The following is a 26,765-nucleotide window of genomic DNA, read 5'->3' as shown; positions in this document are numbered from 1 at the left end:
TATCGCAACCACCAACAAATAAGTTATATTCTTTATGATTTTGGAAATATAAAAACGGGGAATCCCTTTCGGAATTCCCCAAATCAAAACTAAAAACCGATAAAATTATTGTAATGGTATTATGGTAAAGCGGTAGTGATATTTTCCTGGATAAATGCGGTATTTTTTAATTGGCTCCGCTTTTGGAGACCAAGTATCGCAACCACCAACGCCAGTTTGAGTCAAATCAATATTAACTGTGTAGAAGTCTTCTTTTTTCAATTCGTTGGTATGTCGTGCTTGCTCTAAGGAAGCAGCGGTCCAAGGCCATACAGAAGTACTTAAAGCCTGTGCTCCTTCAAATTGTAGTCCAGCTCCATTTTTATTCTGAAGTTTCAACCATCTCACTTCCGTTCTGTTACTACACTCTTGTGGTTGTGCATATTCAAATACAAAATCAGCAACCTTTCCTTTGTAAATATTTACTTCGGCTGCCTGAGAACGATCACTGTAGTTTTCCCAAGGTCCTTTTCCGTAATAACTCATTTCAGAGAAGTTAACGGGTACTTTTGTGCTTAGTCCAACTCTTAATAGTTTAGGTAAAGAATTAGCAGCATTTAAGCTGTAATCTACCTCTACCGAACCATCACCGCTTACAGTATATTTTAGCTCTAAAGTAAGTTTATCTTCAATTTTTAGAAGAGAAGAAATACGAATGGCTCCATCTTGATTTTTTACAACATCAAATGATGCTAAACTAAGATTTTGAGCAGCAGTTTGCCAAAAAGCAGATTGTTTTTCAGGTTTCCATCCACGTTCGTCGTTATCCGTTTTTGGTCTCCAAAAGTTGGGAGTTAAAGCGCCGTTAACAAGTGTATTTCCCTTTGATATTAATTGATGAATGTATCCATCTGTTTCAGAAACTTTTAAGGAGAAATTTTTATTGGAAAGAATAAGCATTCCATTTTCTCTTTTTTCTGATATTTCAGGAAGATTTTGTTTCGAAGACTCTTTCTTTTCAATTCCAATTGGAAGTTTGAACTGTTGTTTGGCAATTTCAAATCCTTTATCCGCCCAAAGCGTTGTAGTAGTGCTTTTCATACTAATACGCAACCAATATTCAGCTCCGGAAATTAGTTTCGGTGTTTGAAACGGAATGCTTACTTCTTGCGATTCTCCCGGCATAATGCTAAGTGTTGGAACATTGCCATTTTGTAGTTTTTTACCATCCTGCCAAAGTTCCCAAACAAATTGATTGCTAGCGGTATTGGTGAACCATTGACGGTTGCGAATTCGAATTAAACCAGATTTTAAGTCTATTGCTTTAAAAGTAACCGGTTGATAAACGTACTTACACTCTTCAATTTCGGGTTTTGGAGTACGATCAGAGGCAATAATTCCATTCAAGCAGAAGTTTCCGGCATTTACTTCATCTCCAAAATCGCCACCAACAGCGTAGTATTCGTTTCCTTTTTCATCTTGTTGTAAAAGTCCTTGATCTATCCAATCCCAAATGAAAGCACCCATTAGGTTGTCGTATTGGTGAATCAAATCCCAATATTCCATCATATTTCCCAAAGAATTTCCCATGGCATGAGCATACTCGCAAGGCATAATTGGCCGATGAAGATAAGGGTTGTTTGCCATATCTTCTAGTTGTTCCAATGTAGGATACATTCTGCTAATAACATCAACATAAGCAGGATCGGTTGGATTTGCAGAGTGAATATTTTCATATTCGTGCCAATCTTTTGAGAAGACTTTTTTGTACTGCTTATGATTTGAATTGCCTTGTGCACCTTCGTAATGTACAAAACGGGTAGGGTCGTAATCCTTTATCCAAGCTGCCATTGCAGCATGATTTGGCCCCGATCCAGATTCATTTCCAAGAGACCAAGAAATAATACTTGCGTGATTTTTATCTCGCTCGACCATGCGAATGGCACGATCAACATAGGCTCCTGCCCAAGTGGGTTGATTCGAAAGTAAACCTCTTACTGCGTGAGTTTCTAAATTGGTTTCGTCCATTACATAAATTCCGTATTGGTCGCATAGTTCGTAAAAATAAGGATCGTTAGGATAATGTGAAGTTCGAACAGCATTAAAATTATACTGTTTTAGCAGTTGAACATCTTTTTCCATAGCTGTACGAGAAATTACTTTTCCTCCGGTTTGATCATGATCGTGACGATTCACCCCATAAAGTTTTACCTTTTTGCCGTTAATCAATAGTACATTCCCATCGATAGTGACATCTCTAAAACCAACTTTCTGAGAGCGAGTATCCAGTTCTTTTCCCTTTTTATCTTTCAAATTAAGAACAAGGGTGTAGAGGTATGGATTTTCGGCAGACCATTTAATTGGACTTTCGATATTTTGTTCCAGCAAGCCGAAATAAACATTATCGCGTTGTGGGTAATATTCATCGATTATTTTACTGGCACTAATAGTGATCGGTGACATAACTTCCTTGCCATCAGCGTTGAATAATTTAGCTTCCACACTAATATCTTTATAGTCTGCATTATCAATTGTCGATAAACGAGGACGAATCTGTACTAAGGCATTTTCTAAATTAGAATCAAATTTGGTACGAACGAAAAAGTCATTAATAGCAACTTTAGGCTGAGTCAGAATCATTACTTCACGATGAATTCCACTCAAACGCCAATGATCTTGATCTTCCAGGAAACTACCAGTTGACCATCGGTAAACTTCAACAGCAAGGCTGTTATTTCCTTTTGTAAGGTAGTTGGTAATATCAAATTCGGCAGGCAAACAACTGTCTTCGCTGTAACCAACTTTTTTTCCATTTACCCAAATGTAAAAAGCAGAAGTAACACCTCCAAAATGAAGAATTACTTGCTGATTTTCCCAGTTTGGGTTCCATTCAAATGTTGTGATATAAGATCCAACTTCATTTTCCCAAGGGTAGTGTGGAGGTTTTAAATCAACCTTAAAATCAGAATTCACATATACAGGTTTTCCGTAGCCTTTTAATTCCCAATTCGAAGGAACCGCAATTTCATCCCAATTCGATGCATCGAATTCTGATTTGTAAAAATTTGTAGGACGTGCTTCTACTTGATCAGAATAATGAAATTTCCACATTCCATTCAATAATTGCATTGCTGATTTATTTCTGTTGCCAGTTAAGGCATCATCGGTATTTTTATAGGAATAAGAAGTAGCTCGAGCTTGCATCTTATTAATTCCAAAAACAGCTTCATTTTCCCAATCTTTCTTTTTTTCTTGAGCTTGAGAAAGCATAAACGAGAGGCATAAAAATGCCAGTAGTAAATTTTTCATGTAATTATATTGGTTTGAGTTTTTCTAAATAATTCGCTTTAATATTCCATCAGTAAAAATACTTTGAACTTTTGTAACAAGCAGTTCGTTTCATGCCAATTGTAGGGGGGATTTGTGTAATTGCATGGGGAAATGTATTCAAATGCCCCCTTTTATGTATAGGATTTATTTCTTGATTGTTGGCAGGAGATTGTAATATTGTTTTCTGAACATTATTTTAAATTTTATATTATGAATCGAAAATATCTAATTCTATTTCTATTTGCGTTTTTAACAACAAATACTTTTGCAGATCCTCCAATTCCACCAAAGGGTTACCGTTGGGTGTTGAATGGAAGCTTTTCCGATGAGTTTAATGGCAATCAATTAAATTCTAAAAAATGGTACGATACCTTTAACGGATGGCAGGGAAGAGCTCCTGCTATGTTTGTTCCTGAAGCAATATCCGTAAAAAATGGAAATTTGGAAATAAAAAGTGGAGTGTTGGACAAGCCAGTTAAAGATTTTACGATTTATGGCGGAGCGGTATCTTCAAAATCATCTGAGGCATATTACGGCTATTACGAATGTCATGCGAAAGCATCTAAAATTGCCATGTCGACTACTTTTTGGATGTCTAATGATAAAGTACCTTATGCCGATACTGAAGATACACGAGATTCTTACAGTCAGGAACTGGATATTCAGGAATGTATAGGTGGAGGAACGGTTCATAAGAAGTTTAGAAATGGCATGAATTCTAATACTCATTTTAGATACGTAAAGCCAGGAGAAAAAAAAGAGACATTTATGTCGAAGGGAACAGGAGCAACTTTAAACTCTGAGGTTTCGGAAGAGTTTCATACCTATGGAGCTTGGTGGAAAAATGCAAATGAGGTGCTTTATTATGCTGATAATCAGTTGTTTGATACGGTAATGATTCGTACCGATATTTCATCAAAACCATTTGATAGACCCATGAAAATAAACATGGTGACCGAAACTTACGATTGGCAACCAGCACCTTCAAACGAAGATTTACTGAACAATGACATTAACACTGCCTTTTACGATTGGGTAAGGTCTTATGAATTGGTAAAGATGGATCAAAAGGAGAAATCAACTTATAAAGAAGCAATTTTTAAGGAAAATATAGAACTTACAGCAAATAATCAAGGAACCGCTTTACGGATTGATTTTATTTATAAAGCGAATAAAAACAGAAGGATTGAGTTCTTGTTTTTAGATGAGGAAGGGAATGTTTTTCATCAGGAAAAGTTACCTGTTTATGCAGGATATGGCAGTAATTATTTAGAAGTTAAAATGGACGTTTTAAAAAATAAAAAGCCACATAGCGTTCAGGCAAAATACGTTTCTAAATCAGAATTTAAAATGGGACAAACCATTTTTTAGTACAGACAGACAAACAGCTAATTAAATATCAGTATAATGAAAATGAAAACTCTATTGGGAGCTCTTTTAATGACGATTGCATGTTTCGGATGTCAATCGAAAGAAAAGATTGAAAAACCAAATGTGATTTTATTGGTAACCGATGATCAGGGCTATGGTGATTTAGCTTGTACGGGAAATCCGATTATTAAAACGCCAAACATTGATCAATTGCATTCCGAGAGCGTGCGATTAACAAATTTTCATAGTGGAACCACCTGTACTCCAACTCGTGCAGGATTAATGACTGGGCGTAATTCGAATCGTAATGGAACCTGGCATACTATTGGTGGATGTTCTTTACTAAACGAGAAAGAAACAAGTATTGCTGATGTTTTTTCGGAGGGTGGTTACACAACAGCAATGTTGGGAAAATGGCATTTAGGAGATATGTATCCATTTCGACCTCAGGATAGAGGATTTCAGACAGCCTTTTATAATGGCGGTGGTGGTGTAGGTCAAACGCCTGATTATTGGGACAATGACTATTTTGATGATACTTATTTCAGAAATGGAAAACCAGAAAAGGTGAAAGGATATTGCACCGATGTTTGGTTCGATGAGGCGACTAAATTTGTGGATGAAAATCAGGATAAACCCTTCTTTTTGTATCTATCCTTAAACGCACCACATGGTCCTTACAATGTGCCCGAAGAGTACTATGAAATGTATGAGAATGCAGATTTACAACCAAGGCAGAAGCGGTTTTATGGCATGATTACGAATTTGGATGAGCAAGTAGGAAAATTGAGAAAGCATCTGGAAGAAAAAGGACTGGCAAAAAACACCATTTTTATTTTTATGACAGATAATGGAACTGCAGCAGGTTATTCGTACGATAAAAATGAGGGAAGAACTTATGGATATAACGCCGGAATGCGAGGTACAAAAGGAAGTCACTACGATGGAGGGCATCGTGTTCCATTATTTATAAGTTGGCCAGAGGGAATTAAAAGAAAGGGAGTTGATGTTAATTCATTGACTGCTCATGTAGATTTGTTGCCAACATTAGCTGATTTGTGTGGTATTAAAAATACAAGCAATGCTACTTTAGATGGAACTTCATTAAAAAATTTGATTGAAGGAGATAGTACAAATGTTGATTTTGATACAAGAATGTTAGTGACCGATACGCAACGTATTCAGTGGCCTAAAAAAGGAAGAAATTCTTGTGTGATGACCACTCGTTGGCGATTGATTGATGGCGATGAGTTGTACGATATTAATGAGGATCCTGGGCAGAATGTTAATGTTGCGCAAGCTTACCCAGAGGTGGTTACCGAAATGAATTCTTTTTACGATCAATGGTGGAAAAGTACTGAAGCCGATTTTGAATATTCATTGATGAAAATAGGGGATGAGCATGAAAATCCAACGCATTTAACTTGTCATGATATGCACAGCGAACAAAATATTCCTTGGAATCAGAATTATATTCGCGAAGGATTGTCGTTTACCCAAGGCGAATTTTTTACCGAAGTGGTGAGAGCAGGAACCTACAAATTTTCTATTTCGCGTTACCCGGTAGAAAGTAATTTGGAAATGGATGCAGCCATTGAAGGTGTTAAGGCAACTAGTTATACAGAAATTATCGAGGCTGGAAAATCTTTATCTTTAACAAATCCAATGATTGTTGTTGATGGGAAGGAATACCCATGTGCTTTTACAAAAGACAATAAGGCTGCTGAGGTAGAAATTGAATTAGTTGCAGGTAAAATGAATTTTTATGGAAGTTTTACCAACGATAAAGGAGAGAAGGAAATGGCTTACTATTTTCTTGTAGAAAGATTGTAAGTTAGATTAGTGATAAGTGAAAATCCCGAAACAGTAACGTGCTGTTTCGGTTTTTTTGCCTTAGGAATTTGTTTTATTATTCAAATGGAACAACTAGTATTGTTTCTAAGTCCAGATTAATTCGTCCTTTTCCTTTTGTTTTGTAAATGGCGGTAAAATAAGGTTTTTGTTTTAAGTATTTATTCGAGAAGAATTTAATAGAATCTGCATTTGTAAAGTATTCTACGGTAGCCATTACACCAATATCGTGATCCGAAAAGAATAAAAATTGTTCTGTATGGTTCGGTCCTGGAATTCGGGATACCACTGTATAGTCTAATTCTGTTTCTATAGAACCTGCAAAAATGGTAGTGTCTGGAATATTGGGATGTCCTTTAAATTCTACGAATTTATCTTTGATTTTAAAATAAGGATTGCCTTCATTAAACAGGTAAACAAAATTCTTTTGGTCTTTTAATCGCCCAACGTAAATAGTATTTCCTTCTTTTATGTCGGAGAAAGAGGTACGAGTACCGTATTTAATTTCAAAATTTTGATTCCATTTTGTAAAAAAACGTGCCAAGTCGTGGGTTGCATTTTCAGCCATACGTGTGGAATAGAAGAAATTGGTTGGATTTGTTGTTGACTTTAATTCTGGTTTTTCTTCTAGTAAAGCATAATATTCATCTAAACTGTTGATGCTGAAATCGCGGGTCCAACCAGCCATGCCGGATATGGTTTTTCCTCCGTAACCAAAAGCATCACCAATAAATAAATTGGTAGAATGTTTATTGTTGAAGAAGTCTTTCCAAAGTTTAGGCGATGAAGCAGGAAGGTGCGAAAAAATTAATGCGATAAGAGAAAGTAATAATAAACTGTAAGGAATAAGCTGTTTGTATCGAGGAATCGAAATTCGTTTTCTTTTAAAGTTTTGTTTTTCGAAACGAACGGAATATTGGCCTTTGTCAATTTTAATTTGCAATAAATCATTTGCACCTTCTCGTTCGTAGTAGTTTTTTAGTTTATTTCTAAGGTTATAAATAGTTACTCGTACCCGAGGATTATTGTTTTCAGCATCTGCTTTGGTGCCAAAAAACTCTATGTCAATAACACTTTCTTTTAAGAATCGATCTTCGATATTTGCCTGAACTAAATACCTTAAAATAGCAATGCTTGTTGGAGCGTTTTTAAAGGTGTTACTTCCAACAATTTGTTCTGTTATTTCCAGTTTTTTATCCTTTGCGGGCATATTAATTTATTCTTTAAATAGTGCTTTGTCGAGAGTTAGGCTAATTCGACTTATTGTTCTGTAAACCTTTATTATAGGTGTGGGTTTGTAACCGTTATAGCTACAGTTAAAGTGAGGTTAAAGGTAGCTATTTTATTGGTTTTAGTCTTTATTTGATAGAGATAAGTAAGGGTTTCTATGTAAATTACAAATTGAATAATTTTAATCAAGAATTTATGAATAAGATTTATGCCAAACTCATTGTAAGTTTGATTTTCATCTCCATTTTAATGGCAAGCAATATGAGGGCTCAAGTGAATTTGAGTAGACATACTGTTTTGTCGGATAAAAGTACTCAAATTGAGTATTTGTCGGGTACTGATAAAGATAATACAGTAGACTGGGAATTTTTTGTTTCGGACGGAATGAATAGTGGCAAGTGGACTACTATTGGAGTTCCTTCCTGTTGGGAGCTACAAGGTTTCGGGCACTATAATTATGGGCAAGATGATGAAGATAAACGACACCAGGAACATGCATTGTATAAACATCAATTTGCAGTTCCTAAGAATTGGAAGAATAAGGATGTTAAAATTGTGTTTGAAGGAGTGATGACGGATGCAGAGGTTAAGATAAATGGGAAGTTGGCAGGAGAAATCCATCAGGGAGCATTCTACGAATTCAAATATACAATTACCGATTTGCTTACCTATGGAGCTAATAATTTATTGGAAGTTAAAGTAAATAAGGTTTCCTCTAACGAAACGATCAATTTTGCCGAGCGAAAAGCTGATTTTTGGGTTTTTGGTGGCATTTATCGTCCGGTATATCTTCAAGTTTCTCCCAAAGAGAATATTAATCGTGTTGCTATTGATGCCAAAGCAGATGGGGAAATTATTGCGGATGTTTTTATGGAATCAAAAAAAGGAGATCAAATAAAGTTGGCTCTTTTCGATTTAAAAGGGAACAAGTTACAGGATATTCAAACGAAATTGATTCGAAAAGAAAAAACGATGTGGAGATTCTCTGCAAAAGCAAATGATATAAAATCCTGGAATCCAGAACTACCTACACTTTATAGCTTGCAGATAGAATTGTTCGATAAAAATAATGAGTTGTTGCACCAAGTGAAGCAACGCATTGGTTTTCGTACGGTTGAAGTACTTGAAGGGGACGGAGTTTATGTAAATGGCGTGCGAATTAAGTTTAAAGGGGTTAATCGTCATTCTTTTTATCCCGAATCGGGAAGAACTTGTTCAAAAGAATTAAGTATTGAGCATGTGAAGATGATGAAAGATATGAATATGAATGCGGTACGTATGTCACATTATCCGCCGGATGTACATTTTTTAGAGGTGTGTGATTCGCTTGGTTTATTTGTGATTGACGAGTTGTGTACTTGGCACAGTCCGCATTTAGATACAAAAGTTGGACGAAAGCTTGTGAAAGAATTAGTGGTTCGAGATGTGAATCATCCCTCTATTTTAATTTGGGCAAATGGGAACGAAACGGGTTGGAATAAGGAATTGGACGATGACTATGCAAAGTGGGATATTCAAAATCGTGAGGTGATTCATCCTTGGAATATTTTCAGAAAAACCAATACAATGCATTATCCTAGCTTTCACATTTTTGCTTACGATACTTATGCAAAAGATAAAATTTATTTTCCTACCGAGTTTTTACACGGCTTATACGATGGAGGTCATGGTGCAGGTTTAGAAGATTATTGGAAAATGATGTGGAATATTCCTATTGCAGCAGGTGGTTTTCTTTGGGATTTTGCCGACGAAGCAGTAGTTCGAACCGATAAGAATGGGATGTTGGATACCGATGGGAATCATGCCGCAGATGGAATTGTTGGCCCATATGGAGAGAAAGAAGCGAGCTACTTTACGATCAAAGAGGTTTGGTCGCCAATTTATATCGAAGATCGTTATATCCGCGAAAGCTTTACTGGCAAATTTAGAGTAGAGAATAGGTATCATTTTACCAATCTTGACCAATGTAAAATGATTGCTCAATGGGTAAAGTTCGATGGTCCCAATGCTTCTGTACAATGCTCTATTTTGGAAGAAAGTATGGTGAAACTTCCTCATCTTGAGGTTGGTGAGAAAGGGAGTTTTACTGTAGAGCTACCGCGAAATTGGAAAAATGCAGATGTCTTGAATTTAAAGGCTGTCGATCAGCATGGAATGGAAATCTTTACGTGGACTTATCCCATTCAAACGCCAAAACAGTTTAATGAATCAAAAATAAACTATACCGGATCGGGAGCGTTAGTAACAGAAACAAAGGATGAGGAAATAAAAGTGAAAGCGAAGGGAATCGAGTTTCTTTTTTCTGAAAAAACAGGATTGTTACTAGAAGTAAAAAAGGGAGATCAATTAATTCCTTTTAGTAATGGACCGATAATTCTTGGTCATAAAGATAAAATAGAAAAGTTGACGCTTACATCTTTAAAAGATAGGGTAGAGATATCAGTAGTATTCGAAAAAACGGACAAGTCGCCGAATTGGGCTAGTCACAAAGAGTATAGTTCAGACCTTATTAAATGGACAGTTTATCCGAATGGTTTGTTAGACCTGAAGGTGGAAATTAAAGGCAAGAAAATAGTTAAGGACTACAAAGGAATTACTTTTTCGTTTCCGGAACAGGAGGTTGCAGGTATGAAATGGTTCGGCGATGGACCTTACCGGGTGTGGCGCAACCGAATGAAAGGAACCAAATTACAGGTGTGGGAGAACGATTACAACAATACTATTACTGGCGAGTCGGGCTTTGTGTATCCTGAATTTAAAGGATTCTTTTCGAGTTTGTATTGGGCGAAAGTAAAAGGGAAAAACAGCAACGGTTTTACAGTTTATTGTAAGTCAAAGCACACTTTTTTACGGATGTTAACTCCTGAAAATCCGAGTGGAGATCCTAAAGGCAGGCTTTCTCCGAAATTTCCAGATGGCGATATTTCTTTTGTAAAGAATATTCCGGGCATTGGCACTAAATTTCAAGAATGTGATAGTATGGGACCGCATGGAAACTCGGAAAATTATTTGGGTAATGACGATGAGCCTATTGTGATAGAATTAACCTTTGAATTTTAAATATGAAAAAAGCATTTTTAGTACTGTTTTTATTTGCAATATCATTTAGTGTTATTGCTAAAGAATACCATGTAGATTGTAACAGCAATTCTCAGGGAGATGGTTCAGTTGAAAATCCCTTTAAACGCATCGCTCAGGCTGCGGATATTATGAAAAAAGGAGATTTCTGTTACATCCATAAGGGGACTTATCGGGAAAGTATTCATCCTAAAAATTCGGGAACTGTAACAAAACCAATCACATTCACTTGCTTTGAAAATGACATTGTTATTATTTCAGCCACAGATGAAGTGTCTAATTGGGAAAAATACAATGGAAATATTTATAAAAAATCGGGTATTACATTATCTATGGGCGATGCTAATAATGTTTATTGGAACCATAGAAAAATGCAGATAGCTCGTTGGCCAAACGATGTGGATAACAATGAATATTCGCTAGATGCTAAATACATCGATATGGATAAGGAAACATGGTCTATGTCTTTTATTAGCAATAACGAAATTCAGGATCTTGACTGGACGGGAGGTATCATTCACTATTTAGGTGCGCATAGTGGTTGTAGTTGGGAACGAACCATTACCGATTACGATAAAGAATTACACCGTGTTCATTTTGAAACTTTGCCTGATAAGTGGCCTTTTGGTACAACACACAGTCCAAAACGCTTTGAAAATGGGCATAGAGGAATCTTTTATTTGATGAATAAGTTAGAAGCTTTGGATGCACCTCGCGAATGGTACTACGATGCAAAAAATAAAGAGCTTTACTTTTATGCTCCTGAAGGTAGTAATCCGAATAATGACTTGGTAGAAGTTGCTGTTAGAAGCAATACGGTTGAGATTAACAAGAATTATATTCACCTGCACAAGCTTAACTTTTTTGGAGGTATGGTAACGCTTAAGGGAAATTACAATAAACTTACCAATTGCATGGTAAAACATGGAGCCGAAAGATTGGTTACAAATCTAAATGGAGCAGCTGTGAGTGATGCTGCAATTCAGGTATTGGAAGGAAATAATAATCTGATTGAAAAATGTGTGCTGGAACATGGTTCTGTCACAGGCTTGTACATCAGTAATGATGCTGAAGATACCAAGCTTGAAAATTGCATTATCCAATATTTTAATACCATTGGTATTCATGCTCATATACTTAACAGCCAAGGGGTACGCAGTAAAATTATTCGAAATTCTTTATACGGTTCGGCACGTGATGGTGCAAAAGTTACTGGTAATGATAGTGAGTTTGCCTATAATCATGTTCAAAAGTGCTTGATTTCAGGTGCCGACGGTGGATTATTTTATGTGACAGGAAGAAGTATTCCCAAAAATATAGAACTACACCATAATTGGTTTCATGATGCTTACGCCGATACCCATGCAGGAAAAAAAGCAACAGGTATTTATTTGGATAATAATACTGCAGGTTATATCGTCCATCATAATGTTGTGTGGGATGTAGAATGGGGAGGATTACATTTTAATTGGAATGCTATCGAAAATAAAATTTACAACAACACTTTCTGGAATGTTGGTCCTATGGAGCAAGCAATGATAGATTGTTGGGTTCCTAAAATAGATGGGGAACAATACAATGTGAAAGACAATATTTTATACAACAATATTTCTGATGTTCGCCCATGGTGGCATTCTGGAAACGGAACAAAATATCGCGTAGACGAAAAAGAATATTTAGGCAGTCAAGCTGATAATGATTTTAAAAATAATTGGCAATTTACCAATGTTCCTTTCCATTTCGAAAAAGGTAAAATGTTTGTTCCGCTTGATGATTCTCCTTTAATCGATTCTGGAAACCAAGTAGAAGGAATCACTGATGGTTTTATTGGAGTAACACCCGACTTGGGCGCGTACGAACTGGGCGGAGAATATTGGGTTCCTGGTATTGACTGGTCTCCAGAGGGTTTTGCATGGACTCCCGGAACTGATTATAGGAATGTAGGAAGTGCTTTTAAAGAATATAAAATAACAAATAATGAACTTTAATCTGTAAAAGTTGAATAAGGTAAATTAATAACTATGATAAAAATAGTAATTTTTTTAGTGGCAAGCTTAGCCTTTATATCTTGCCAACAAAAACAAGAAACCGTGGCTACTCAAGATACTGTAAACGAAGAATTCCCATTCTTTATTCCAGCAGAGAAACCAAATCGTCCTTTAAGTGCAGCAGTTAAACGTAATTACGATGCTTACGATAATATTCGTCCTGAGCAAACAGAATTGTACACGCAGTTTAAATACACGAAATTGAAAGGTTTCGATTATAATGATGGTGATGGTACAATAACGCGTCGAGATCCTTCGAAAGTGATTTTCGAAAATGGAAAGTACTATGTGTATTATACAGGGCGTAAATCTCCGGTAAAACCAGTTGGGATGGCAAGAGCTAAAGAGGCTACCGATGTAATTCCTTCAGCAGACTGGGATTTATCGGATATCTGGTATGCTACTTCCGAAGATGGTTTTACCTGGGAAGAACAAGGTATTGCTGTAGCTCGTCCGCCAAAACCTCAACCGGGCTGGCGTTCTGTTACTACAACAGATATTTTAAAATGGAAAGGCAAATACTATTTATACTTCCAGGCATTTATGGAGGCAAGTGGGTTACGTGGTGATTTTTGCCCCGTTTCAGTTGCCTATGCAGACTCTCCGGATGGTCCTTGGACGCATACTGGTAAAATTGTTATTCCTAATGGTCCAGAAGGTGCTTGGGATCAATATTCAATTCACGATCCATATCCATTGGTACACGATGGTAAAATCTATTTATACTATAAAGGCGATTTTGATAAAAGGCCAGAGTTAAAACCATCAAAAATACGCATGCAAGGTCTGGCTATTGCTGAAGATCCACTTGGACCATTCATAAAACATCCGCTTAATCCGGTAGTCAATTCTGGTCATGAAACAACATTGTTTCCATTTAAAGAAGGAGTTGCTGCCATTGTTCAGCGCGATGGTCAGGAGCACAATACCATTCAGTATGCTAAAGACTGGGTGAATTTCGAAATTGCATCTATCACAGAATTATTGCCTGTTGCAGCTGGTCCGTTTGTTCCAGATGCCTTTACGGATACTAAAAATGGTAGAGGAATTACTTGGGGAATTTCACATATTATAAATGCCGATGGCAATTGGAACCACACAATGCTTGTACGCTTCGATTGTGATTTAAGTCAGGATGTGGACGACCAGGGAATGAAAGATCACCATTACAATTATAGTCCTGAGTTTCACTTTAAACATGCACTAAACCAGAAACAAAAAGAACGTATTAAGAAACAGACTGAAGAATTAAAAATCAATATAAACTAACTACTTATGAAACTAATTACTGTCATTTCGGTTCTGATGTTAACCGTGTTTACAACTATGGCACAGCAGAAGCAACAGCCTAAAGATTCTTGGCTTACTCCATGTTTGGCCGAAAAAGGAAAGTTTATTCTCGAAAGTAAGGACAGTATTGTTTGGGGATGTGCACCTATTTACGATAAGGAAGGCAAAGTTCATGTGTATTATTCTACTTGGGAAAAAAATGGGAATTGGCTAACCCATAGTAAAATTGCACATGCAGTTGCTGATCATCCCGAAGGTCCTTATAAAAAATTGGGGGTTATTTTGGAAGGTCGAAAAGGCAAATGGGATGCACATACCATCCACAATCCTAACATTAATTATGTAGATGGTAAATATGTAATGCTTTATATTGGGAACGATACTTTGCGCCAAGATAATTGGCGAAAGAAAGGGAAGGCTGCGAATACTCAACGTGTAGGAATGGCTGTTGCCGATTCACCATACGGTCCGTGGAAAAGATTCGATCAACCAGTTGTTGATGTTTCTCGCGACACAATGGCTTGGGATGGATACTGTACCGTAAATCCTTCCTTTATGAAACACCCCAATGGGGAATATTGGATTTATTATCGTTCTTGGGATCGTCGAAACGATGATAGAAGAAAGACAGGTGTTGCTATGTCGAAAACACTCGAAGGTCCATATGTGAAATATGCAGGGAATCCTGTAATTGATTTTCCGGAGCGAGGTGGTCAAACTGAAGATCCATACTTTTTTCATTATAAGAATAAATTTCATTGCCTGATTCGGGATATGGGGAATTATGACTGGTTGAGTGGTCTTTATCTGGAATCAGATGATGGATTGCATTGGGGAGAATATCAGCGGAGTCATCATAAAGGAGATCATTATTTTCCTGTTTGTGAGAAATGTAGATACGAACGAGTGCAGGTACTATGGAAAAATGGCCAGCCAGAATATCTTTTTAATGCAATTATGCGAGAAGATCGAAAACATTCAGGAGCCGTGTTAAAAATAGACGTAAGCAAGGCTAAAAAATAAAATCATATAAAATAAATAGAATGAGATTGAATAGAGTTTTACTATTGGTTCTGTTGGTTGCTGCAATAGCTGCATGTAAGCATGATACCAAAGAAGAAATTAAGAATTTCGAGCCCAATTGGGAATCCTTAAAGCAGTATGAATGTCCTACTTGGTTTCAGGACGCTAAATTTGGTATTTATACTCACTGGGGAGTTTACTCGGTGCCAAAAGCCACCGGACAAAGTGACTGGTACGGCACCAATATGTATAATAGTTGGCATCCTAACCATAAATTTCATTTAGAAAATTATGGATCTTTGGATAAGTTTGGTTATAAAGATTTCATTCCCATGTTTACAGCCGAAAAGTTTAATGCTGACGAATGGGCAGATCTTTTTGTAGAGGCAGGTGCTCAATTTGCAGGGCCAGCCGGGGAACACGCTGATGGTTTCTCGATGTGGGATTCTGAAGTTAATCCTTGGAACGCGGCAGATATGGGACCTAAACGTGATGTGGTCAGAGAATTGGAGAAGGCCATCCGTAAACGAGGGCTTAAATATGTGGTCAGTCTTCATCATTCGTGGTTATGGGGTTGGTTTCCTACTTGGATGAAAGATACGGACTGTTATACCGCTGACGAAAATTCCATTTATGGAGAAAAATTACCGTCATCGGCGTGGAAAGTAGAAGGGACTGAAGGTTTTTATACCGTAAATCCTATGCCAAGTAAAAATTTTGAGAAGCTTTGGTTAGAGAAAGTGAAAGAAGTTGTAGATAATTATTCACCAGACTTATTATGGTTTGATAATCGCGTAAAAATACTATCAGAAACAGTGCGTCAAAAAATGATGGCTTATGCCTATAATCACGCGGCTAAGAATGAGCAGGAATTTGTGTTGACTTTTAAGCGTCCTGATTTCCCATTGGGAACAGGAACCGTAGATTTGGAGCGTTCGCGTATGCCTGAGATTTATCCAGAGCCTTGGTTGACCGACACCTCTATTTCTGGAAAAACGTGGAGCTGGTCTCAGGATATTGAGTTATATACTACGAACCGCTTAATAGATGATCTTGTAGATATCGTTAGTAAGAATGGTTGTTTGTTGTTGAATGTTGCACCACACCCTGATGGTTTTATTCCAGAAGAACAACAAAAGCGTTTACGTGAAATGGGGCAATGGTTGAAATTGAATGGTGAAGCTATTTACAAAAGTCGCCCTTGGTTGATTTACGGAGAAGGATCAACAGAAACAAAAACCGGTCATTTAGCGGATCAGAAATTTGATGGTTTTAGCGATGATGATATCCGTTTTACGCAACGTGATGGACAACTGTATGCCATTGCTTTGGGATGGCCTGAGTCGGGTATATTGTCAATTAAATCTTTGGGCGATGCAGAATATAATGAGGAAATTACAAAGATAGAATTGATTGGTTATAAGGGGGATATTAAATTCGATCGTAAGCAGTTGAGTTTAGATATTCAATTGCCAGAAGAAAAACCTTGCGAGCACGCTTTTGTGTTTAGAATAAAACGCGAAAGAAAATTATAAGAGGGAAATATAACTGTAATTCAACACGATGAAGATTAAAAATAGTATCATTTTATTTGTGCTTGTTGCAAGTGTTATGGCTTGTAAGCAGAAAAATGAAGCGATAAACCAGGAGGAAAAGAATTTCGAGCCCAATCGGGAATCTCTAAAACAACACGAGGCAGCACCAGAATGGTTTGCCGATGCCAAATTGGGGATGTATTTTCATTGGGGACCATACAGTGTTCCAGCTTATGGAAGTGCTTGGTATCCTGCAAATATGTACATGAAAGGAAGTGATGTAAATAAATTTCATGAAAAGAATTTTGGTCCGATAGAAGAGTTTGGTTACGAGAAGTTTATTCCAATGTTTACAGCCGAACATTTTGATCCTGAAGAGTGGGCTGACCTGTTTCTAAATACAGGAGCTAAATTTGCCGGTCCGGTAGCCATTCATCACGATGGTTTTGCCATGTGGAATAGTAAAGTTAATCCGTGGAATGCTGCCGATATGGGACCAAAACGTGATATTTTAGGTGACCTGTTTGCTTCATTAAAGAAGCGCAACATTAAGACCCTTGCTACTTTTCATCATGCTCGTAATGGTCAGCGGAATGCCAATACTCCAGAGCGTTGGGGAAGAAATGGTTTCAACAGCCATTACCCTTATCATCCCGATCTTCCAACTGCTACAACCGATCCGAAACTACGCAAGTTATTCGGTAATTGGGAAAATATTGAGGATTTCAATCAGTATTGGTTAGATCAAGTGGAAGAGGTTGTAGATCAATATCACCCTGACATTCTTTGGTACGATTCGTGGTTAAATATGATTCCAGAAGATAAAATCAATGAGATGTTGGCCTATCATTTTAACAATGGGCTGAAACACAATAAGGAAGTTGTTGTTTGCAGTAAGCATCAGGATATACCTTTAGAAATTGGTATCGATGACTTGGAGCAAGGAGGTCGCAGAGATATTTATCCATTGCCATGGATGACGGATATCACTTTGAGTGAAAGTCGTTGGATGTACGTGGAGGGCGAAAAATACAAGAATGCAGCTTTGGTTGTGCGTAACATGATTGATGTGTGGAGCAAGAATGGAACTGTTTTGCTCAATATATCTCCTCGTGCAGATGGTGTTATTAATCAGGAACAGCGAGATATTTTAAAAGATATTGGTGCTTGGATGGATGTTTACGGCGAAGCGGTTTATGGAACACGACCATTTAAGATTTTTGGATATGGTAATGCCAATGCTTCGGATGCTTCGCACGATGGTCAATCGGCAAAAGTAAACTATACTGCCGAAGACGTTCGTTATACGGTTGCCAAAGACCAAAAATCGATGTATGTCTTCTTTTTAGGCGTTCCTAAAGCAGGAAAAACCATAAAAATGAGAGCAATTGGTGGATTTCATCGCAATTTACCTCCTTCACCAATTAAAAAAATTAAGTTGATGGGAGCAGATATAGACATTGAGTGGGAGCTTACTACTCAAACATTATTACTTAAAATGCCTGATGTGGAGTACAATCCAATTGCAACAGTATTAAAATTGGAATTGGAGTAAACTCAATTATTTATTGAGAGACTACTACCACAGTAATAAAATCAGCAAAAAGAAAACCCAGAATTGTGATGGTACACATTCTGGGTTTTGTATTAAAAAATGGCTTTTGGTTTATTCTTTATTGATTTTTAGAGAAAAATACCGAGCGTCCATTCTCTAAAATTTTGGCATCGCCTTTTAGCTCAATTGTTTCGCTTAAGCGGATATCAGTACATGATGCAGCCACTTTAAACTCATATTTTCCAGATTCAACAATCCATTGCTCATCGATGTATTGAACCAATTGTTCAGGAGATACCAGGAATTTCACTGCTTTTTCTTCTCCAGCTTTTAAGTCTACACGCTGAAAACCTTTCAATTGAATCGGCTTCATATCCGAATTTTCATCCTTTGGAGAAACATATAACTGAACAATCTCAGTTCCATCTTTTTCTCCTGTATTTTTTACTTTAAAAGCAATTTCAAAACGCTCATCAGTAATTTTAGCGCTAGCATTCATTTTCAAATCACTATACGTGTAATTTGTGTACGACAAACCATAACCGAAAGGATATTGAGGTTGATCATGAACGTATCCATTCTTGTAATTCACTTCTTTTTTATCTTCCGATTTAGGGTAAGTAATACACAATTTTGCAGATGGATTAACCTTGCCAGTCATAATATCAGCAATTGCTTGTCCACCTTCTTCTCCAGGGAACCATCCTTGAACAATGGCAGCACAACCTTTTTCTAGTTCATTAACAACTTGCGGACGTCCACCGTACATTACCAGAATAACAGGTTTTCCGGTAGCGATTAATTTCTTTACAAAAGCTTCTTGTTCGCCTGGTAAACGAATTCCTTTTCTTTCGCGTCCTTCGCCACACAAGTAAATATTTTCTCCCATAACGGCGATAATCACATCACTTTCTTTCGAGATTTTAATCGCATTTGCAAGATCTGGCTGAGGTACATCTTTAATTGTAAGCATCTTCACTTTAGCCAAACGACTATCACCCAATCCGTCTTTTTTAATCACAGATTCTAAAGGAGCACTCCAATCGCAACCGCGTTCATGTTCAATGTTTACGTCTTTTCCAAGAGCATTGTGTAATCCTTCGCTTAAGCTGATTAATTTAGGGTTGTTAGGATCAAATTCTTTACTCCACCAAAACGAAATCATCGATTGATAGGTGTAATCGCCCAATAAACCATGAACAGTTGCTGCATTGGGTCCAACCAAAGCAATCTTTTTCACATCGCTTTTAAGAGGCAGAATACCATCATTTTTTAGTAAAACGATCGATTGACAAGCAGATTCGTATGCCAACTTACGATTTGCAGGAGGATCAAAATCCAATTCTCCATCGACTCCAATTGCAGGATTTTCATCCAATAAGCCCAAACGAGCTTTCATGATTAAGGAGCGTTTTACAGCATCATCAATTGTTGCCTGATTAATCAATCCTTCTTTTAAAGCTTCTGGCAAATACGGAAACGCGATTGGTTTTGCAAGTTCAATATCGGTACCTGCATTTAAAGCCATAACTGCAGCTTCCTTTGCTGAAGATGCCAATTTGTGACCCGAATAGGTAAGGTTTACCGCACCGTAATCGCTCACAACAAGGCCATCAAAACCTAGTTTTTCTCGTAAAATTGTTCTTAGCATTTCTTTGCTAGTCACTACCGCTTCTCCTTTAAATCTGCCGTACGATGGCATTACACTTTTTACGTTTCCTTTTTTAATTACCACTTCGTGTGGCATTAAATATTCTTCGTAAAATTCCTTAGGATTATTGTTTTGTGTTCCGTATCCTGCAAAGTGTTTCGTGGTAGCTGCAACACCATTGCGAATGTCTTCACCTTGTAATCCGTTTACAAAGGCTAATCCTAAAGCAGAAGTCAAATAGGCATCCTCACCATAACTTTCCTCAATTCGTTCCCAATGAGCAGTGCGACTAAGGTCAAGCATAGGAGAAAGGGCGTAAGTTGCACCTGCAGCTCTCATATTTCGTCTTGTAGAAGCTGAATTTTTGGTGATTTGAGCTTCATTCCAGGAACAGCCCATACCAATTTGTTGAGGGAAAGTTGTTGCTCCCTGAGTCGCAAATCCAGTGATGGCTTCTTCATGAAAAATAGCTGGAATTTTAGTTCTGGTTTCTGTCATTAAATAATTCTGAATCTCGCGAACAAAATCTCTTAATTCTTCCGGACTCTTGGTCAAAGACGATGAGAATTGGCAAAAGTGTCCAATGCCATGAGGAATGATTTCTCTACATTTTTCAAGAGATAATTTGCCATCAATCATTAAATCATTTGGACGAATTCCCTCTATCTGAGCTAGTTTTTCATCCAAAGTCATTTGACTCATTATTGCTAAAGCTTTCGCTTCAAGTTCTGCGTTTGAAAAAGATTGCATTCCTTTTTCCTGAACTGCTTCGCTTTGGCATCCTAAAATGCTACTAAGGCAAATCAGTACAAAAGATGCACGAGAGAGTAAAGATTGTTTGAGTTTCTTCATTATTTATTTAGTTTTTACAATTTAGATTTTCCTATTTTTATTGGCTTAAAGGAAGTTTTCAATTTTAATAGAATTGAAACCAGTCGATGGTAAAAAATGAATTGTTTTCACCTTTAAATACTAAGTATAAGGCATGCTTTCCTTTGACTGACTCTATTTCACAGTTCGAAATTTGAAAGGCTGTTTTATTCATTGTTTTCGATAAGTTACAGCTTCCAATTAGTGTACCGTCAGGCTCATCCAATCTTAATTCCACCAAGCCATTATTGGATACATTCGTTTTAATTCGAAAGTTCTTTAGTTGCTTTTCGAAGTTCAAATATTTGTAGACAGCGTAATCACCTTCAGCAATATTTGTTAACTCTTCATTGGGAATGTCGTTGGATTTACTTTCGTCGATAAATACTTTGCCAGATAACAAACAAGCTCTTTCTGCTTGCATTAAATCGCCTGCAGCTAATGCTTTTCCAGCACCTTGCGTTGTCATTTCTACTTCATCAATTGTTCCATCCTTATTGATTTTGATAGGTTCGATACAAGCTTTGCGGAATTTCTGAGAATTGTGGGTTGATCGATGGTAAAAAACATACCACTGATCTTTAAATTTTTCAATAGAACCATGATTGTTCCATACCGCAGGATCACAACCAATATTATCGATGATAACTCCCTTGTATTCAAATGGTCCCATTGGATTTTTACTAGTAGCATATCCCAAACAAGTTGGACGATTTTCTCTGCTATCATCGGCACAAACAAAATAGTACCAGTCTCCAATTTTTCGGATAGATGAACCTTCATGAAAGGCTTTGTTTCCAGCTTCATCCAAAGGAAGAGTTATCGTTGAGGAGTCAATTTCTGTCATGTTTGCTTTTAGTTTAGCAACTTTAGGTTTTCCTTGTCCCCAATAGTAGTAAGCTTGTCCATCGTCGTCAACCAAAACAGCAGGATCAATTTGATTTGCACCTATAATTTCTTTTCCCGCAGAGAATGGACCTAAAGGAGATTTGCTTCTTGCGACACCTTCGCATAATGTTTTCGGAGAACAGTAATACAAATAGTAAGTCCCATTTTTATAGGCACAATCAGGAGCAAATAGTAGTTGATCGTGGTAATCCACCTGGTCAAATTCTCCTTTCGAAGCAAATGAATTTTCGATCACATTCCAATCTTGTAAATTATCCGAAAATAGAACATGATGTTTGTATGAACACCAAAAGTCATCACTTTCGTCTCGAGAGCCATAGACGTAGATTTTACCATCTTGCCAGACATGAGCTTCCGGATCGGCAATATACATTCCAGCAGGAACAATTGGATTTTGTGCCCAACTTGTAAAAGTTAAAAACAAGGCGATTGCTGATAAAAAAGTAAAGTATCTGTTCATTTCTTATAATGTTGGACTATTAAAATAGAATCCTTTTGTAAAGATAGGTGTAGTGATTTAGATCAAGTGGCGTGAATTATTTGAAAATGGGGGGTGTATCTACAAAAAGAAGGGTTTTTCAGTCATTGAAAAACCCTTCTGCTATTAATTTTTACTTTTCGATTTCAATTTTATAAACCAAAGCAGCATCTGTTTGCATTGGTTTTTGTTTAGGCGATGTTACTTTTAAACCTTGTTTTGTTCTTTTCCAAGCAATTTTTTCGGTACTTCCTAAAACAGAAATGGATGTAATTTTAAAATGTTTTGCTTTGTCTGCAAAGCTTGTTAATAGTGTCTCCTTATTTGCTCCAGGCCACCCTAATTGAATTGCATAAACAATTTTTCCTTTTTGCGTGTATCGAATATCTTGAGCATTTAGCTCACTTAAACCTTGTTTAATGGCTCCATATTCGTTCCATGCATCTTCAGGATCTCGTTTTAATTCAGTAGTTCCTTCTCCAAACGTAACAAATGGTCTTGTTTTGTAAATGGCTTCGCCGTATAATTTCATCCAAGCACCAATACCTTCCATTGCTTTAATTTGTTCTTCTGGAATGGTTCCATCAGCCATGGGTCCAGCCGATAAAAGCATAATTCCATTTTTACTTACCACATCAGCCAGCATGCGAATTGCTTTTTCAGGATGAATAGCGGTACGTTTTGTTTTATCGTAACACCACGCACTTCCCAAAATAAAATCGGTAATCCAAACCTTTGGAGTGATGTCCTCCATGGTTGCACGTTCTACATTAACAACAGCCAATTCGGCAGGAAAAAAATCGCCTTTTGTGTTAACCACTACTTCTTTATTTGTTTCGGTAGCTTTATTAAAATAATTCGCTAAAAATTGTTGGCGGTGCTTCTCATCGATAAAACGTTGTCCGAAATCCATCCAAATATAATCAGGACAATATGTTTCTATTACCTCATTTAATTTTGCTAACCATAAGTCTTGAGCTTCGTCATAATCCATATTGCAATAAAGTTTGCGATATTTTTCATCTTGCGGAACTTCGCAATTGTCGTAAACCAAACTGTACTTACTAACCGGACGCAAAAATGAATTTTCAGGTTTTGGGTAAAATAGGTTGTGAAAACCATGATGAAAAGTTGCCATAAACTTTAAATCGCGCTTTTGGGTTTCTTCAGCAATTGCTTTTACCACATCAATGTGAGGTCCCATATTTGCAGAGTTCCATTCGTTTATTTCGCTGTTCCATAATGAAAATCCATCGTGGTGCTCTGCTATGGAACCAATAAATTTAGCTCCCATGCCTTCAAATAAGTCTACCCATTCTTTGGCATTAAATTTTGGAGCTTTCCACATCGAAATAAAATCATGATAATCAAAATTTTCGCCATAAGTTGCTTTGTGTTCTTCATATATTTCGCTTCCCCAAAGATTTTCGCGATCGGGAACATACATCCATCGAGGATACCACTCACCACCTTTTGCAGGAACAGAATAAACTCCCCAATGAAAATAGATGCCCAATTTAGTATCGGCGAACCATTCGGGTGCTGCTTTGTGTTTTTTTAAACTTTCCCAGTCTGCGGTATATTTTTCTTGTGCATTACTTATTTTTAGGGAGAAAAAAAGTGCAAAAATAATGGCGTATTCAATGTGCTTCATAATAGTTTTTTTAGTTTGTCTATTCTGATATTTTCATGAATCGTCTACTATATTCAGTATTATTCATCTTTATAGATACGATATACATACCTGGGGTTAAGTTTTGTGTTGAGAAACTAATTCTTTCTGACGTATTTTTTTGAAGATGTAGTACGGATTGAGCATTCATATTAATTATATCAATTTGAACATCGGCATTTTTGTTATCAAGTTTTATATCAATATTGCAGATGTCTTTAACCGGATTAGGGAAAAGTTTAATGCTTTCGTTGTTCAAATCCAGGATGTTAATTCCTACAACATCATTTTTAAGATTCTCTTTAGCCCAACCTTCAGTGATGTTTTTACTATATCCAACAGACCATCCACTGCCTTTTAGTGCGCACCAATAAATCCCTTCGGTATATGGATCTGGTTTAAAATCAGGGATTTCATCAGGTTGTCCTATGTTATTATTAATTTTCTTCCACGAATCGCCTCCGTCTAAAGAAAGATAAGCACCAGGGTTAAAGATTGATGCTCCTTTGTTTTCATGAGGAAGAGCTGCAACTACAGTAATAATCTTCGAATTTACAGGAGACGTTTCTGTTTGCCAAATGTATGGCATTTCAAATATTTTAGTCCAGTTTTTCCCTTTATCTGTACTTTTCCACACACCACCTTCGCCCATTGTTCCTTCGTACCTACCACACGAAATAAATATGTTTTTAGTGTTTCTATCGATAAATACGTTGTTTACAGATAGTATTTCGCCTGGAATCGTCATTTTTGTCCAATGATTACCCTGATCTGTTGTTTTAAATAAGCCACCTTTTACTTTTGTTTTACTTTCGTTTACTGCAGCATATAAGGTGGTTGGTGTTGTTGGATCCATAATAATTCTACGGACACTAGAGTTAGCTGGAAGACCCGTGTTTTCAATCGTAAAAGAAGAACCTCCGTTAAGACTTCGGTAAACACCAAAATCTTTAAATGCGCTCGGAACATTATTACTGCTTACTTCTGCGATTGCATTTTCGGGCATACAAAAATAAATATTCTTAGGGTTCTTGTAATCAAGCAGTAAGGAGTATTGAAACATCATATCGCCAGATTCATCGGCACTCCAATTTACAGGTTTCGAAACATTTTGCCAGGTTTTTCCACCGTTGGTTGATTTTCTTAGCTGACCTCTGTGATCTTGTCGGAACATTAAGATGTATATTTCATCCGGATTTTTTGGATTGACTGCTACTGACGCAATGGAAGTAGCTCCATTTGTATTATTTTGACCTTCGATTTGATGAACAGGGATAGCCATTTTATCAGGGTATCCATCTAAATAGCCAGATTCCCATAAACCATGCTCACCGCTGCAAAATAAGTATCTTTCTTTGATACCTGTTTCTAAAAGCATGTAGCGTCCGGGAAGGTTACTATCTCCTCGGCCGATCCAATTTTTGCTTCCTGACTTGGTTTCGTTATCATCTACTTGTTGCCAGCTTTCTCCATTGTTGTTCGAACGCATAACTTGTTGTTCAATACAGGCAAAAACTTCTCCTTTACTGTTGATTTCAAGGAAACGGTTTCCCCAGGTTTCTTCCCGTTCTGTCATGTGGTGATGAAGGTGAGCAAATGTGGTGTTCATGTCAGTAGGATTGTTTCGGATATTTGTCCAGTAATTATTATCCTTGTTATCAATCCAATAGGATCCTGTTCGGGCAGTTGCAATCCATTTTGAACCTCCATTACTAGTTTTCCAGATGTCTCCAGGACCAAACGCCATGTCGTGCTTTACGTTGTGATTCAAGTAAATTTCATCTTTATTATTAGGATTAACTTTTATCCGGTTAAAAACTGATAATGCTTTATTTGGGTAGTTTGGATATTTTGTTTTGGCTTGTTCTTTTGTGATACCCAACCAAAAAGCAACTGATTTATAATATTTATCACGCGAAGTGTAACTTGTAACCAGTGTTAAGTCAATTGCCAGGTTACCAGTTATACTTGTCCAACTTGCTCCATGATCGGTACTTTTGTACACTCCACCTATCGAAGATATTGAATTTCCATTTGGTTTAAAAACAGTTTGTTCCAATACGTATAGCACAAATTCATTGTCCTTTTTATTATAATAATAATCCATGTCACGAGGCAGATTGTTAGGTAATCCGGAACCACTTAAAGTCCAGTTTTCCCCTTGGTCTGTACTTCTATACACACCCGAATTGGTTGCAGCAAGAATATTATTAGAGTTTGTAGGATCAACAATAATTTTACCAACATCAAGTGTTGATGGCAGTCCATTAGTTTTTTTCTGCCAAGTATGACCTTTGTCGGTACTTTTATAAATATGTCCGTAGGCAGCATATGGGTATACGTAACCAAGAGTATTGTCTTTGCTGCGATGATTGGCTTTTACATTCCAAAAATCACCACCTCCCATATACCAATTGTTATCGTTTGATGGATCAACAGCTAATTCGGAATGTTTTCCACCAAAATCTTTAGAAGCATCCCTTTGCCAGTTTCGCCCTTTATCCCAACTTCTGTATAAATGACCACGTACATCAATGGCCAATCCAAATTTAGCATTCTGATGCGAGAAGGTGATGGACTGAATTCTTCGCATGTCTTTGCCATTACCATCCACATCTTTTATAGTTTGCCATGATTTCCCATTGTCCCAGGAACCATAACTATTATACATGTCTGGAGACATAAACATCACATTTTCATCAGTTGGATGACACCAAAATTCCTCACAGTATCCTGACATGCCTGGACCAAATTGTGTCCATTCTACTTCATCACTCGAGGTCACTTTTTCTGTTTGTAGTTTTTTAAAATAGACTTCATCAAGTTGAGCCGTTGTTACAAATGATAAAGAAAGCAGGAAGCTTATAATTATTGTTCTGCGGATGTAATTCATAA

The 26,765-nt window shown here is 37.1% G+C and carries 14 protein-coding genes; 8 read left to right on the top strand and 6 right to left on the bottom strand.

The features are described 5' to 3' along the window. Positions 1-105: 105 nt before the first annotated feature. On the bottom strand, positions 106-3,288 hold the full coding sequence (locus BZG02_RS05540) for a glycoside hydrolase family 2 TIM barrel-domain containing protein (RefSeq protein WP_101260421.1): 3,183 nt from the start codon (positions 3,286-3,288) through the stop codon (positions 106-108). A gap of 231 nt (positions 3,289-3,519) precedes the next feature. On the opposite strand from BZG02_RS05540, the gene BZG02_RS05535 reads away from it, so the two are divergent. Both BZG02_RS05535 and BZG02_RS05530 read left to right on the top strand, forming a co-directional pair. Further along, on the top strand, positions 3,520-4,680 hold the full coding sequence (locus BZG02_RS05535; RefSeq protein WP_101260420.1) for a family 16 glycosylhydrolase: 1,161 nt from the start codon (positions 3,520-3,522) through the stop codon (positions 4,678-4,680). Between the two features lie 36 nt (positions 4,681-4,716). Then, complete coding sequence (locus BZG02_RS05530; RefSeq protein WP_101260419.1) at positions 4,717-6,513, top strand: arylsulfatase; 1,797 nt, start codon at positions 4,717-4,719, stop codon at positions 6,511-6,513. A gap of 76 nt (positions 6,514-6,589) precedes the next feature. Here the strand turns inward: BZG02_RS05530 and BZG02_RS05525 are convergent, their stop codons facing one another. After that, positions 6,590-7,741 (bottom strand): hypothetical protein, encoded by a 1,152-nt coding sequence (locus BZG02_RS05525; RefSeq protein WP_101260418.1) that lies wholly within the window; start codon positions 7,739-7,741, stop codon positions 6,590-6,592. A 215-nt stretch (positions 7,742-7,956) separates the two neighbouring features. On the opposite strand from BZG02_RS05525, the gene BZG02_RS05520 reads away from it, so the two are divergent. Genes BZG02_RS05520 through BZG02_RS05495 form a run of 6 tightly spaced genes read left to right on the top strand, consistent with a single transcriptional unit; the run spans position 7,957 to position 18,290 of the window. Continuing rightward, positions 7,957-10,821 (top strand): glycoside hydrolase family 2 protein, encoded by a 2,865-nt coding sequence (locus BZG02_RS05520; protein WP_218972151.1) that lies wholly within the window; start codon positions 7,957-7,959, stop codon positions 10,819-10,821. A gap of 2 nt (positions 10,822-10,823) precedes the next feature. Continuing rightward, positions 10,824-12,827: a right-handed parallel beta-helix repeat-containing protein gene (locus BZG02_RS05515; RefSeq protein ID WP_101260417.1), complete on the top strand. Its 2,004-nt coding sequence runs from the start codon at positions 10,824-10,826 to the stop codon at positions 12,825-12,827. Positions 12,828-12,860: 33 nt separating this feature from the next. Continuing rightward, positions 12,861-14,156, top strand: a complete 1,296-nt coding sequence (locus BZG02_RS05510) for a glycoside hydrolase family 117 protein (RefSeq protein ID WP_101260416.1) — start codon at positions 12,861-12,863, stop codon at positions 14,154-14,156. A 6-nt stretch (positions 14,157-14,162) separates the two neighbouring features. Then, a complete protein-coding gene (locus BZG02_RS05505) occupies positions 14,163-15,200 on the top strand; it encodes a glycoside hydrolase family protein (protein ID WP_101260415.1) in 1,038 nt (345 codons plus the stop codon). 20 nt (positions 15,201-15,220) lie between these two features. Beyond that, entirely contained in the window at positions 15,221-16,735 is a 1,515-nt protein-coding gene (locus tag BZG02_RS05500; protein ID WP_101260414.1) for an alpha-L-fucosidase, read from the top strand. Positions 16,736-16,763: 28 nt separating this feature from the next. Next, the gene (locus BZG02_RS05495) at positions 16,764-18,290 is read left to right on the top strand and encodes an alpha-L-fucosidase (protein WP_101260413.1); all 1,527 of its coding nucleotides are present in this window, start codon (positions 16,764-16,766) and stop codon (positions 18,288-18,290) included. A 118-nt stretch (positions 18,291-18,408) separates the two neighbouring features. Here the strand turns inward: BZG02_RS05495 and BZG02_RS05490 are convergent, their stop codons facing one another. The 4 genes from BZG02_RS05490 to BZG02_RS05475 form a co-directional block, all read right to left on the bottom strand. Further along, on the bottom strand, positions 18,409-20,793 hold the full coding sequence (locus BZG02_RS05490; protein WP_101260412.1) for a glycoside hydrolase family 3 N-terminal domain-containing protein: 2,385 nt from the start codon (positions 20,791-20,793) through the stop codon (positions 18,409-18,411). A 64-nt stretch (positions 20,794-20,857) separates the two neighbouring features. Then, positions 20,858-22,180 carry a family 43 glycosylhydrolase gene (locus BZG02_RS05485; RefSeq protein ID WP_101260411.1) on the bottom strand — a complete coding sequence of 441 codons (1,323 nt, stop codon included), beginning with the start codon at positions 22,178-22,180 and terminating at the stop codon, positions 20,858-20,860. A 151-nt stretch (positions 22,181-22,331) separates the two neighbouring features. Beyond that, positions 22,332-23,852 (bottom strand): alpha-L-fucosidase, encoded by a 1,521-nt coding sequence (locus BZG02_RS05480; protein WP_101260410.1) that lies wholly within the window; start codon positions 23,850-23,852, stop codon positions 22,332-22,334. Between the two features lie 19 nt (positions 23,853-23,871). Further along, entirely contained in the window at positions 23,872-26,763 is a 2,892-nt protein-coding gene (locus tag BZG02_RS05475) for a T9SS type A sorting domain-containing protein (protein ID WP_180335643.1), read from the bottom strand. Between the last annotated feature and the right edge of the window lie 2 nt (positions 26,764-26,765).

It is taken from the genome of Labilibaculum filiforme (assembly GCF_002843315.1).
Taxonomy (GTDB): domain Bacteria; phylum Bacteroidota; class Bacteroidia; order Bacteroidales; family Marinifilaceae; genus Labilibaculum; species Labilibaculum filiforme.
Note: the sequence above shows the minus strand (reverse complement) of the source record. Positions and strands in the feature narration are given on the sequence as shown.

Coding starts and splice junctions, on each gene's coding strand:
- BZG02_RS05540 (WP_101260421.1), bottom strand. CDS start 3,288: ATGAAAAATTTACTACTGGCATTTTTATGCCTCTCGTTTATGCTTTCT.
- BZG02_RS05535 (WP_101260420.1), top strand. CDS start 3,520: ATGAATCGAAAATATCTAATTCTATTTCTATTTGCGTTTTTAACAACA.
- BZG02_RS05530 (WP_101260419.1), top strand. CDS start 4,717: ATGAAAATGAAAACTCTATTGGGAGCTCTTTTAATGACGATTGCATGT.
- BZG02_RS05525 (WP_101260418.1), bottom strand. CDS start 7,741: ATGCCCGCAAAGGATAAAAAACTGGAAATAACAGAACAAATTGTTGGA.
- BZG02_RS05520 (WP_218972151.1), top strand. CDS start 7,957: ATGAATAAGATTTATGCCAAACTCATTGTAAGTTTGATTTTCATCTCC.
- BZG02_RS05515 (WP_101260417.1), top strand. CDS start 10,824: ATGAAAAAAGCATTTTTAGTACTGTTTTTATTTGCAATATCATTTAGT.
- BZG02_RS05510 (WP_101260416.1), top strand. CDS start 12,861: ATGATAAAAATAGTAATTTTTTTAGTGGCAAGCTTAGCCTTTATATCT.
- BZG02_RS05505 (WP_101260415.1), top strand. CDS start 14,163: ATGAAACTAATTACTGTCATTTCGGTTCTGATGTTAACCGTGTTTACA.
- BZG02_RS05500 (WP_101260414.1), top strand. CDS start 15,221: ATGAGATTGAATAGAGTTTTACTATTGGTTCTGTTGGTTGCTGCAATA.
- BZG02_RS05495 (WP_101260413.1), top strand. CDS start 16,764: ATGAAGATTAAAAATAGTATCATTTTATTTGTGCTTGTTGCAAGTGTT.
- BZG02_RS05490 (WP_101260412.1), bottom strand. CDS start 20,793: ATGAAGAAACTCAAACAATCTTTACTCTCTCGTGCATCTTTTGTACTG.
- BZG02_RS05485 (WP_101260411.1), bottom strand. CDS start 22,180: ATGAACAGATACTTTACTTTTTTATCAGCAATCGCCTTGTTTTTAACT.
- BZG02_RS05480 (WP_101260410.1), bottom strand. CDS start 23,852: ATGAAGCACATTGAATACGCCATTATTTTTGCACTTTTTTTCTCCCTA.
- BZG02_RS05475 (WP_180335643.1), bottom strand. CDS start 26,763: ATGAATTACATCCGCAGAACAATAATTATAAGCTTCCTGCTTTCTTTA.